The sequence below is a fragment of the Streptomyces sp. NPDC058308 genome, assembly GCF_042880275.1.
Lineage (GTDB): Bacteria > Actinomycetota > Actinomycetes > Streptomycetales > Streptomycetaceae > Streptomyces.
In genome coordinates this window covers 1-11,812 of sequence record NZ_JBHVZA010000060.1, presented here as the reverse complement: position 1 = coordinate 11,812, position 11,812 = coordinate 1, and the positions used below count along the sequence as shown (strand labels likewise).

General features: G+C 68.2%; 9 protein-coding genes. 6 read left to right on the top strand and 3 right to left on the bottom strand.

The annotated features are described in order from the left end of the window. Positions 1 to 34: 34 nt before the first annotated feature. Positions 35 to 1,666: an ABC transporter substrate-binding protein gene (locus ACFVYL_RS37595; protein ID WP_389724747.1), complete on the bottom strand. Its 1,632-nt coding sequence runs from the start codon at positions 1,664 to 1,666 to the stop codon at positions 35 to 37. A gap of 404 nt (positions 1,667 to 2,070) precedes the next feature. On the opposite strand from ACFVYL_RS37595, the gene ACFVYL_RS37590 reads away from it, so the two are divergent. The 6 genes from ACFVYL_RS37590 (at position 2,071) to ACFVYL_RS37565 (ending at position 8,845) form a co-directional block, all read left to right on the top strand. After that, positions 2,071 to 3,096: an ABC transporter permease gene (locus ACFVYL_RS37590; RefSeq protein ID WP_389724744.1), complete on the top strand. Its 1,026-nt coding sequence runs from the start codon at positions 2,071 to 2,073 to the stop codon at positions 3,094 to 3,096. Between the two features lie 84 nt (positions 3,097 to 3,180). Next, positions 3,181 to 4,965 carry an ABC transporter substrate-binding protein gene (locus tag ACFVYL_RS37585; protein ID WP_389724741.1) on the top strand — a complete coding sequence of 595 codons (1,785 nt, stop codon included), beginning with the start codon at positions 3,181 to 3,183 and terminating at the stop codon, positions 4,963 to 4,965. Between the two features lie 87 nt (positions 4,966 to 5,052). Beyond that, positions 5,053 to 6,033: an ABC transporter permease gene (locus ACFVYL_RS37580; RefSeq protein WP_389724738.1), complete on the top strand. Its 981-nt coding sequence runs from the start codon at positions 5,053 to 5,055 to the stop codon at positions 6,031 to 6,033. A gap of 19 nt (positions 6,034 to 6,052) precedes the next feature. After that, the gene (locus ACFVYL_RS37575) at positions 6,053 to 7,078 is read left to right on the top strand and encodes an ABC transporter ATP-binding protein (protein WP_389724735.1); all 1,026 of its coding nucleotides are present in this window, start codon (positions 6,053 to 6,055) and stop codon (positions 7,076 to 7,078) included. 26 nt (positions 7,079 to 7,104) lie between these two features. Continuing rightward, positions 7,105 to 8,139 carry an ABC transporter ATP-binding protein gene (locus ACFVYL_RS37570; protein WP_389724732.1) on the top strand — a complete coding sequence of 345 codons (1,035 nt, stop codon included), beginning with the start codon at positions 7,105 to 7,107 and terminating at the stop codon, positions 8,137 to 8,139. 157 nt (positions 8,140 to 8,296) lie between these two features. Then, positions 8,297 to 8,845, top strand: coding sequence for a GNAT family N-acetyltransferase (locus tag ACFVYL_RS37565; RefSeq protein WP_389724729.1), 549 nt, complete (start codon positions 8,297 to 8,299; stop codon positions 8,843 to 8,845). Between the two features lie 1,538 nt (positions 8,846 to 10,383). On the opposite strand, the gene ACFVYL_RS37560 is transcribed toward ACFVYL_RS37565, so the two are convergent. Both ACFVYL_RS37560 and ACFVYL_RS37555 read right to left on the bottom strand, forming a co-directional pair. Next, positions 10,384 to 11,574: an ABC transporter ATP-binding protein gene (locus tag ACFVYL_RS37560; RefSeq protein ID WP_389724726.1), complete on the bottom strand. Its 1,191-nt coding sequence runs from the start codon at positions 11,572 to 11,574 to the stop codon at positions 10,384 to 10,386. Next, on the bottom strand, positions 11,567 to 11,812 hold a 246-nt coding region (locus ACFVYL_RS37555), incomplete at its 5' end, for an oligopeptide/dipeptide ABC transporter ATP-binding protein (RefSeq protein ID WP_389724724.1). The genes ACFVYL_RS37555 and ACFVYL_RS37560, both read right to left, overlap by 8 nt.

Sequence of the window (11,812 nt, the reverse complement as noted above, 5' to 3'; positions counted from 1 at the left end):
CCCTCGCGGGGGCCCGGCGGCCGCTCCCGGCGTCTCAGTTGACCTTGATCTCGTTGTAGACGGGCACGCTGAACTGGTTCAGCGCGACGTCGGAGACCTTGTCCGAGTAGCCGGCGCTGCCGTTCTGGTACCAGAGCGGGATGGCGGGCATCTTCTTCGCGAGGATCTTCTCGGCGTCCTGGAACGTGCCGACGGCCTTGCCGGTGTCGGTCTCGCCGTTGGCCTCGTTGACGAGCTTGTCGAACTCCTTGTCGGAGAACTTGCCGTCGTTGGAGGGGGCGTCGGTGAAGTAGACCGGCTCCAGGAAGTTCTGGATCAGCGGGTAGTCCATCTGCCAGCCCGCGCGCCAGGCGCCGTCGAGCTCCTGCTTGGAGGCCTTGCTGCGGAAGTCCGCGAAGGTGCCGACCGGGCTGGCGACGCAGGCCTTGTCCTTGCCGAGGGCCTTGTTGATGGAGTTGCAGACGGCGTCGACCCACTCCTTGTGCGAGCCGGTGTCCGCGTTGTACGAGATCTTGAGCGTGCCGCCGGGGATGCCGCCGCCGTCCTCGACCATCTTCTTGGCCTTGGCGGCGTCGTACTTACAGGCGTCACCGCAGAGCCCGTCCTGGTAGCCGCCGTCCTTGCCGAGCACCGGCGAGGTCCAGTCGGTGGCGGGCGTCCGCGTCTTCTGGAAGATCGTCTCGGTGATCTGCTCGCGGTTGATCGCCATGGACAGGCCCTGGCGGACCTTCTCCATCCCCGGCTTGCTCCACTTGCTGTCGTAGAAGGGGAAGGCGAGGGTCTGGATGATGCCCGCGGGGGTGTTGATGTAGCGGTCGCCGAGGTCGTTCTTGGCGTTCTTGAGCTGCGAGGCGGGCACGTCGTCGACGAGGTCGAGGTTGCCGGCCATCAGGTCGGTGTAGGCGGTGTTGTTGTCGGTGTAGACCTTCATGTCCACACCGCCGTTCTTCGCCTTGTCCGGGCCGGGGTACTTGTCCCACTTGCGCAGGGACATCTGCGAGCCCTTGGTGTACGAGTCCACGGTGTACGGGCCGTTGCCCACGGGCTTGGAGAGCCAGGCGTCGTGGTGGTCGTAGAACGCCTTGGGCAGCGGCGCGAAGGCCGGGTAGCCGAGGGTGTCGGGCCAGGTGGAGAACTTCTGGCTGAGCTTGACGGTGAAGGTCGTGTCGTCGACGACCTTGAGCCCGGAGAGCGTCTTGGCGCTCGCCTCGCCCTTTTCGGGGTGGACCTTGTCGTAACCGTCGATATAGCCGAAGAAGTAGGCGTTCTTCTGGTTGTTCTTCAGGTTCGCGCCGTAGTTCCAGGCGTCCACGAAGGACTTGGCGGTGATCTTCTCGCCGTCGCTGAACGTCCAGTTCTTCTTGATCTTGACCGTGAAGTTCTGCGCGTCCTTGGTGTCGATCGACTCGGCGACCATGTTCTTGGCCTCGCCGGTCTTCGGGTCGTACCGCTTGAGACCCCGGAAGAGCATGTCGAGGATCTTGCCGCCCTGGACCTCGTTGGTGTTCGCCGGTTCCAGCGGGTTCTGCGGGTCGCCCCAGGAGGAGCTCACGATGCCGGAGCCGTCGCCACCGCCGCCGCCGCTTCCCCCGCCACCACAGGCCGTCGCCGCGACGGCGACCGCCACCGCACATGCGGCCCACTTGGCGTGCGTGGCTCCACGCATGGAGTCCTCCAGTCCTGTGCTGTCCTGCCGTCCTGGCGTGCTGCGTCCCGCGAGCTGACTCACGTATCGCCAAATATCGCCGCATGCGGCATGAACCGCACATTTACTCCACCCGTACGAGTCGGAGCCCATCCGGATGTACGCATTCCGAGACGATCACGCCCGCATATCGGACTCATTGCCCGGCTCGCCCGGCATCGCCCGGCCTTGTCCATCACGCTTGATTACGCGAAGGCAATGTCATGCCCATGCTTGACCAAAGTTCCGCTCAAGGATCCCAAGAGCGGCCCAAAGCGCCTGACGATTCATTGACCGCCAGGGAAACGCCTTGCGAAAGTCGCGCCTAGCCCGTGGGTGCTGGTTGTCCTGCGGCTTCCTGCTGACCCCTTCGGGCCTGGAGCGCCATGACCTCGCCAACACCCGCCGCTGCCGCCACGCTTGAAGTGACGGGCAAAGTCGACGGCAACCCCTCTTCGCCCAAGGACCGCGGCAGCCGGGGGCGTTCACCGGGGCGGCTCGCCTGGACGCGCTTCAAGCGGGACAAGTCCGGCGTCACCGCCGCCTGCATCGTCATCTTCTTCTTCGTCGTCGCGCTCTGCGCGCCGCTGATCTCGAAGGTCTACGGCAAGAACCCGTACGACACCTACGGCCTCGACCAGCCGGGGTTGCTCAACGACTTCAACTACCCGGTCAAGCCGAACGGCGGCATCGACGGGAACTTCTGGTTCGGCGTCGAGCCGGTGCTCGGCCGGGACGTGTTCACGTTCCTCCTCTACGGCATCCGCAACTCGCTGCTGATCGCCGCCGCGACGACGCTCCTCGTGGTGCTCCTCGGCGTCACCATCGGCGTCACCGCCGGGTACATCGGGGGCAAGACGGACTACCTCATCGGCCGGGTCATCGACATCCTGCTCGCGTTCCCGTCCACGCTCTTCTACATCGCCTTCTTCCCGGTGATGATCTCGGTCCTGGTCAGCCCCGAGGACAAGATCCCGCAGTGGCTGACCATCACCAGCCTCATCACCGTGATGACCGCCTTCGGCTGGGCACCGATGGCGCGCCTGCTGCGCGGTGAGGTACTCGCCCTGCGCGAACGGGAGTTCGTGGAGGCCGCCAAGGTCACGGGCGCCTCCCCCGCACGCATCATCTTCAAGGAACTGCTCCCGAACCTGTGGACGCCGATCCTCATCCAGGCGACCCTCGCGCTCCCCATGTTCGTCACCGCCGAAGCGGGACTCGCCTTCCTGGGCGTCGGACTGGAAGAGCCCACGCCGGACTGGGGAGTGATGATCCAGAACGGCTCGAAGTACTACCAGGACGACATCACCTTCATGGTCTTCCCCGGTCTCGCCATGGTGATCTTCGTGGTCGCCTTCAACCTCCTCGGCGACTCGGTGCGCGACGCGCTCGACCCGAAGACCAGACGCTGACACTCCCCCGGAACCGGCACGCGCGACGGGGCCGTGCCGGGCCCATTTCTCGCTCTTCCTCCTTCACACAGGGTTGGTGGCCACATGGCAATCTCACGCAGAAACCTCCTCATCTCGACATCCGTGGCGGCGGGCGGCTCGCTCGTCCTGTCCGCGTGCAGCAGCGGCGACTCGGGCGGGGGCGGGGGCGGCTCGCACGGCGGTGCCACGGAGTACACCAACGCGAGCGTGAAGGTGGGCACCGAGAAGGACTCGACCGGTCCCGCGCCCGCCGTCCCCGGCGGCAAGAAGGGCGGCACGATCTACGGCGTCGCCGAGGACGACGTGTCGCACATGGACCCCCAGCGCATCTACTTCGCGTACAACTCCTCGATCGCCAACCTCTACGCGCGCTGCCTCACCGGCTACCAGACCGACATGGAGGGTCACCAGATCCTCGTCGGCGACCTCGCCACCGACACCGGCAAGTCCTCGGACGACAACAAGACCTGGACCTTCACCCTGAAGGACGGTCTGAAGTGGCAGGACGGCAGCGAGCTCACCGTCGACGACGTCCGGCACGGCATCGAGCGCGGCTGGGCCCCCTTCGTCACCGAGGGCGCCATCTACGTCCAGCAGGCGCTGAGCGGCAAGGGCGCCAAGTGGCGTGACGGGTACGACGGCCCGTACAAGGGCAAGCACCTGGACTCGATCGTCACCGACAAGGCGAAGAAGACGATCACCTTCCACCTGAAGGAGGCGCGCCCGGAGTTCAACTTCACGCTGGCGATGCACAGCTACGCCGCCACTCCCGTGAAGCACGACACCAAGGAGAAGTACGACAAGGCGCCCTTCTCCTGCGGCCCGTACATCGTCAAGCACCGCACCATCGACAAGTCGATGACGCTGGCGCGCAACAAGCACTGGGACGCGAAGACGGACCCGATCCGCAACGCCTACCCGGACAACTTCGAGTTCGAGTTCGGGCCGACCGGCCCCGAGTCCTGCGACCGCTTCATCGCGGACCAGGGCAAGGACCAGCAGATGGTCGCCCTCTACGAGCCGATCCCGGCCGAGCGCATGCAGAAGGTGCTCTCGACGCCCGACATCAAGAAGCGCAGCTTCAACGGCCTGTCGTCCGGCACCTACTACTTCGCCATCAACATGAAGCGGATCACCGACGTGGAGGTGCGCAAGGCGCTCCTCGTCGCCTGGCCCCTCGAGCAGAGCCGCAAGATCTACGGCGGCACCACCGCGGGCGACTACGCCACGACGATCCTCAGCCCCGACATCGTCGGCCGCGAGAAGTTCGACCTCTACGGCAAGCTGGACAAGCCGCAGGGCGACGTGAAGCGGGCCCACGAGATCCTGAAGAAGGCCGGCAAGCTCGGCACGAAGATCGTGTACGCCTTCCCGCGGCGCCCCACCTACGACAAGACCAAGATCGTCATCGAGAAGAACCTGAAGGCCGCGGGCTTCGAGCCGGTCATCAAGCCGCTCAACTCCACGGACTTCTACGACCAGGCGCAGCGCCTGGACAACCGCTTCGACGTGATGTGGTTCGGCTGGTCCCCGGACTGGCCGACCGCCTACACCATGATGCAGCCGCTGCTCGACGGCGCCGCCATCGGCGACGGCCAGAACAACGTGTCCCAGTGCGACGTCCCCTGGATCAACGAGGCGATCAAGAAGAACGCGGTCATCTCGGATCCGAAGGAGGCCGGCAAGGCGTGGGCCGCGCTCGACAGGCGGGTCATGAAGGAAGTCGTGCCGATCATCCCGGAGACCTACCAGCGCCGCTGGTACCTGCACGGCTCCAAGGTCGGCGGCGCCATCCACGACCCGCAGTTCGCCGCGACGATGCTGCACAAGACGTACGTCAAGGCCTGACGACCGGCCCCCGGGGCGGGCCACCGCACGGCGGCCCGCCCCGGCCCCCAACTCCTCTCACGGCATCCGTCAGGAATCCCAACTGCCATGCTCCGCTTCCTCATTCGCCGCACGCTCGGCGGCGCAGTGATCCTGCTGATCATCAGCGCGATCGTCTTCCTCCTCTTCTACGCGGCCCCGCGTGATCCCGCGCGCCTGGCCTGCGGCAAGGTCTGCCCGCCCGACACGCTGGCGCTTGTGAAGCACAACCTGGGGATCGCCGACCCGCTGCCCGTGCAGTACTGGCACTGGTTCGAGGGCCTCTTCGTCGGACGCGACTACGACTCGTACGGCTTCTGCGACGCGCCCTGCCTCGGCTACTCGTTCCGCAACCGCGAGCCCGTCCTCGCCACCATCCTCGACCGCTTCCCGACCACGCTCTCCCTCTCGCTCGGCGCGGCGGTCGTGTTCGTCGTCTTCGGAGTGGGCACCGGGATGCTGGCCGCGCTCAAGCAGGGCAAGGCCCTCGACAAGATCGCGTCGTCCGCGTCGCTCATCGCCTCCTCGATGCAGATCTACGTCGTCGGCGTCTTCGCCGTGTACGCCCTGACCGACCAGCTGCACCTGCTGGACCGGCCCTCGTACACGCCCCTCTCCGAGAACCCCGCCGAGTGGTTCTCCGGGCTGCTCATCCCCTGGCTCGTGCTCGCCCTGATCTTCACCGCCAACTACACGCGCATGGCCCGCTCGCAACTGGTGGAGTCCATGAGCGAGGACTACGTCCGCACGGCCCGGGCCAAGGGACTCTCGCGCTCCACGGTCTTCTTCCGCTTCGCCTGGCGCGGCGCGATGGGCCCGATCGTCACGATCTTCGGCCTCGACCTCGGCGTGCTCCTCGGCGGCGCGATCATCACCGAGAAGACCTTCGCCCTGCACGGCATCGGTGAGCTGTCCGTGAAGGCGGTCGACACCAGCGACCTGCCGCTGCTGCTCGGGGTGGTCCTCGTGGCGGCCGCCGCGATCGTGCTCTTCAACATCGTCGTCGACGCCCTGTACGCGCTGATCGACCCGCGCGTACGCCTCGCATAGGGCCGGGGAGAGAGAACTGATGACCACCCCCTTCCTGTCCGTACGCGACCTGCGCGTCCACTTCTCCACCGAGGACGGCACGGTCAAGGCCGTCGACGGTCTCGACTTCGACCTGGAGAAGGGCCGGACGCTCGGCATCGTCGGCGAGTCCGGCTCCGGCAAGTCGGTGACCAACCTGGCCATCCTGGGCCTGCACCACAAGGACAGCACCGCCATCGACGGCGAGATCCTCCTCGACGGCCAGGAGCTGCTCACCGCCACCGAACGGGAGCTGGAGAAGCTCCGCGGCAACAAGATGGCCATGATCTTCCAGGACGCCCTCGCCTCGCTCTCGCCCTACCACACCATCGGCCGGCAGATCGGCGAGACGTTCCGCAAGCACACCGGTGCCTCCAAGAAGGAGGCCAGGGAGCGGTCGGTCGAGATGCTGACGAAGGTCGGCATCCCCCAGCCCGACCTGCGCGTGGACGACTATCCGCACCAGTTCTCCGGCGGTATGCGCCAGCGCGCGATGATCGCGATGGCGCTGGTCTGCAACCCGGCGCTGCTCATCGCCGACGAACCGACCACGGCGCTCGACGTGACGGTCCAGGCGCAGATCATGGACCTCCTGAAAGACCTCCAGCAGGAGTTCGGCACGTCGATCATCTTCATCACCCACGACCTCGGTGTGATCGCCGACATCGCGGACGAGATCCTGGTGATGTACGGCGGGCGGTGCGTGGAGCGGGGCGCCAAGAAGGAAGTCCTGCGCACGCCCCAACACCCCTACACCTGGGGTCTGCTGGGCTCAATGCCGGCGCTCGACGGCCCCGTGGACGTGCCGCTCTCGCCCATCCCGGGCACGCCGCCGAGCCTCCTCAACCCGCCCTCGGGATGCCGCTTCCACCCGCGGTGCGCGTTCACCGAACAGGTCGGGGGCGGCCGGTGCTCGGGCGAGCAGCCGCTCCTCGAACTGACCGAAGGACGGGGCGCCGCCTGTCACCTGACGCCGGAGCAGCGCACGGAGTTCTTCGCGGACTTCGCGGCGACGCGCACCGACTGACGTACAAGAGACTGGACTTGACCACTATGAGCGACAGCACTCCCCTCCTGGACGTCAGCGGGCTGACCAAACACTTCCCGATCATGGGCGGCTTCCCGTTCAGACGAAAGGTCGGCGCCGTCCAGGCGGTGGACGGTCTGGACTTCACCGTCGCCCAGGGCGAGAGCGTGGGCCTGGTCGGCGAGTCCGGCTGCGGCAAGTCGACGACGGGGCGCCTGATCACCCGCCTCCTGGAGCCCACCGCCGGCACGATCTCCTACCGCGGCAAGGACATCACGCACGCCTCGCGCAAGCAGCTGAAGCCGGTCCGCTCGGAGATCCAGATGATCTTCCAGGACCCGTACGCGTCGCTGAACCCGCGCCAGACGGTCGGCAAGATCATCGCGGGCCCGATGGAGGTCAACGACATCGACCCGCCGGGCGGCAGGGAGGCCCGCGTCCGTGAACTCCTGGAGACCGTCGGCCTCAACCCCGAGCACTACAACCGCTTCCCGCACGAGTTCTCCGGCGGCCAGCGCCAGCGCATCGGAGTGGCCCGCGCGCTCGCCCTGGAACCCAAGCTGATCGTCGCCGACGAGCCCGTCTCGGCGCTCGACGTCTCGATCCAGGCGCAGGTGGTGAACCTGCTCCAGCAGCTGCAGAAGGAGCTGGGGATCGCGTTCCTCTTCATCGCCCACGACCTCGCCGTCGTACGGCACTTCTCGCAGCGGGTCGCCGTGATGTACCTCGGCCGGATCGTGGAGATCGCCGACCGCGAGAGCCTGTACGGGAACCCGCGCCACCCCTACACCAAGGCCCTCCTGTCCGCGGTCCCCGAGGCGACCCCTGACGACGTCCCGCGCCGCGAACGCATCCTGCTGACCGGCGACGTCCCCTCCCCCGTCAACCCGCCCTCGGGCTGCCGCTTCCGCACCCGCTGCTGGAAGGCGACGGACAAGTGCGCGACGGACACGCCACCGCTGGTACGGATCGACGGCAACGGCGCCGGTCACCTCACGGCGTGCCACCACCCGGAAAACCCCACGGAACTGGCCGTACCCGCCGCACGCAAGTCGCTCTGAGCGACGCTCCCCACGGCCTTGGGCCGGGGCCACACCCACCCCTCCGGGACGGCCCCCGATCACCGGGCCGGCCCGCCCTCCCCCTTGACCCGAGCGGGGCGCGGCCGGCTTCGGGCCCGGCGTACGGTGCGGAACTCCCCAGAGCCATCATGCGGAGATGAGCACACACCACAACACACGCCACACATCCGACCGGCCGAGCGCGGTCCGGCTCACCCAGTACACGAAGGCCGAGCAGGACGAGATCCTGGGCACCGGCGACGACCCCTTCGGCGTCGCGGGGACCGGCCTGGCCTGGCTGCCGAAGGAGGAACACTTCGGCATACGCCACGAGGGCCGACTGGTGGCCCACGCGGGGCTGCGACGCTTGTTTTTGTCGGTCGACGGAACCGACCTGGAAGTGGTCGGGGTCGGCGGCGTGGCGGTCGCCCCCGACGTACGCGGCCGGGGCCTGGCCCGCGAGGTCCTCACGACGGCCCTGTCCCACGCTCGCACCCTGGGCCCCCACCACGCCCTGCTCTTCTGCCGCCCGCCGCTCGTCACGCTGTACGAGAGGCTGGGCTGGCAGGCGCTCGACGAGGACGTGCAGGTCGAACAGCCCGGGGGTCGCGTGGTGACCATGCCTCTGCGGACGATGGTGACGCCGCTGCGGGAGGGCGCGCGGTGGCCCGGGGGGCCGGTGCGGGTGCGGTCGCTTCCCATGTGAGTGGCCGGCTCTGCGTTGACGGAGTGGCGGGGACTTCGGTGGGCCTGCGTCTTTGATGGTCACCGGGGCCGCCCGGTTTTGTGCGGAGTGTGGCGGTTCCGGGCCGGCAGTAAAGGGCGCCCTGCGGGCGTCGGCTGCGCCGATTCCGCTGCGCTCCACCCTTGACTCCCGTCCCTCCACCGCACGTTGACCTTTGACCCGGACGGCCAGGGGTGGGGCGGCGGGCTGGCCTAGGAGGGTCATCCCCTTTCACTGCCGGGTGCGGACCGGCCCATCGTGGGCGGGCGCCACGGTCACGGCGTGGCCAGCCGCCCGGCCACGCCGCTCGGGCCATCGGCTCTCATCGCCGGGTGCGGCCCGGCCCATCGTGGCCGACCGCCCCGGTTCGCGCTCGGCTAGCCATTCGGCCTCGCTGCTCGGGTCATCGGCTCTCGCTGCCGGGTGCGGATCGGTCCATCGTGGGCAGGTGCCACGGTCGGTGCGCGCCGGCAGGCACCCCGGACTGGACCACGGCCCCTTCACCCGGGGGCATGGGTCATCAACTTTTTGAAAGTTGCGAAGGGACCTGCCGCGCGCCCCCCGTTATGGCGGATGCGCCGGGCGCCGGGCGCCGTGCGCGGCCGCAAGTCACTGGCACCCCGGGCTCCGGGCTCTGGGCTCTGGGCTCCGGGTCATCAACTTTTTGAAAGTTGCGAAGGGGTGTGCCGCGCGCCCCCCGCCATGCTCCATGCGCCGTCAATTGTGCGAGCCCGCTGGGCCAAAACCTCGTGTTGGGCGGTGTCTGCGGGGGGGCGTGCGGGGCGTGAGCCGGGAGGCGCACGGCGACTCCATTCGCAACTTTCAAAAAGTTGATGCCCGGTCCCCCCAGAGACGTGACTCGATGGACCGGGCGGCTGACCGAGCCGCGAACCGGGGCATCCGCCCACGATGGACCGGACCGCACTCGGCAGCGAGAGCCGATGTCCCGACCAGCAAGGCCGTGCGGCTAGCCGAGCGCGAACCGGGGCGGTCGGCCACGATGGGCCGGTCCGCACCCGGCGACGAAGGGTGATGACCCGAGCGGCGAGGCCGCGCGGCTGGCCAAGGCGCAAACCGTGGCGCCCGCCCACGATGGGCCGGACCGCACCCGGCAGCGAGAGGGGATGACCCGAGCAGAGGATCCCGTCGGCCCCACCCCTGGCCGTCCGGGTCAAAGTCAACGTGCGGTGGAGGGACGGGAGTCAAGGGTGGAGCGCAGCGGAATCGGCGCAGCCGACGCCCGAAGGGCGCCCTTTACTCCCGGCCCGGAACCGCCACACTCCGCAAAAAACCGGGCGGCCCCGGCAACCATCCGGTGCGGGCAAGCCGAAGCCTCCCCCGCCAGGCACTCCGCAGAGGCCCATCGCCAGGCGCGCGTGCAGCTCCACGTCGTATGCGCCTCGACGACTCAGGTCCATGAGGGGAGCCCGCCCCCGAAAGCGACGGCGCCCGGGACTCTTCAGTCCCGGGCGCCCTCAGTTACACCTCACGCATCACGCATCACGCGTCACTCATCGACGTCAGCCGACCAGTACCGCCTTCTCCTCGGCGAAGTGGCAGGCCGATTCGTGGGCGGCCGGGGTGTCCTGGCCCTTGAAGCGCTCGGGAACCGCGAGCAGCGGGACCTCCTTCGCGCACTTGTCCTCCGCCTTCCAGCAACGCGTGCGGAAGCGGCAGCCCGAGGGCGGGTTGGCCGGGGAGGGGACGTCGCCGGTGAGGATGATGCGTTCGCGGCCTTCGCGGGCCTGGGGGTCCGGCACCGGGACCGCGGAGAGCAGGGCCTGGGTGTAAGGGTGCGTCGGGTGCTCGTAGATCTGCTCGTCGGAGCCGATCTCCGCCATCTTGCCCAGGTACATCACGCCGACGCGGTCGGAGATGTGCCGGACGATGGACAGGTCGTGGGCGATGAAGAGGTAGGAGAGGTTGAACTCGTCCTGGAGCTTCTCCATCAGGTTGATGACCTGGGCCTGGACGGAGACGTCCAGGGCCGAGACCGGTTCGTCGCAGATGATGATCTCGGGGTTGAGGGCCAGGCCGCGGGCGATGCCGATGCGCTGGCGCTGGCCGCCGGAGAACTGGTGCGGATAGCGGTTGATGTACTCCGGGTTGAGGCCCACCACGTCCAGGAGGTCCTGGACCCTCTGGCGGCGCGAGCCCTTCGGCGCCACCTCGGGGTGGATCTCGAAGGGCTCGCCGATGATGTCACCCACCGTCATACGGGGGTTGAGCGAGGTGTAGGGGTCCTGGAAGACCATCTGGATGTTGCGGCGCACCGCCTTCAGCGCGCGCCCCGACAGCTTGGTGATGTCCTGGCCCTTGTAGAACACCTCACCGGCCGTGGCCCGCTCCAGCGTCATCAGGAGCTTGGCGACGGTGGACTTGCCACAGCCCGACTCGCCCACGATGCCCAGCGTCTCGCCCTGGTAGAGGTCGAAGGAGATCCCGTCGACCGCCTTGACCGCCCCGACCTGCTTCTTGAGCAGGATGCCCTGGGTCAGCGGGAAGTGCTTGACCAGGTTGCGGACCTGCAGGATCGGCTCACCGCGCTCGACGGGTGCCTCGATCGCTGCCACCGCCTCCTCGGCCGTGCCCGCGTCCACCGTCTCCACCTCGGAGACGTTGGGCGTGGCGTCGGTCGGCACCGCGCCCGAAGCAGCCTTCGAAAGCTTCGCGGGCTGCGAGGGCTTGGAGGCCTTGGTCGGCTCAGCCATGGATCGTCTCCTTCCAGAAGTGGCACGCGCTGCCGCGGCCCGGCAGGTCCCTGCCGTCGGGCTCGGTGACCGGCACCAGCGCGGGGACCTCGGTGCGGCAGATGTCCTGCGCCTTGGGACAGCGCGGGTTGAACGCACAGCCGCCGGGCACCTTCAGCAGGTTGGGCGGCAGCCCCTTGATCGCATAGAGCTCGTGGCCCTTCTGGTCCAGGCGCGGGATGGAGTCCAGCAGGCCCCG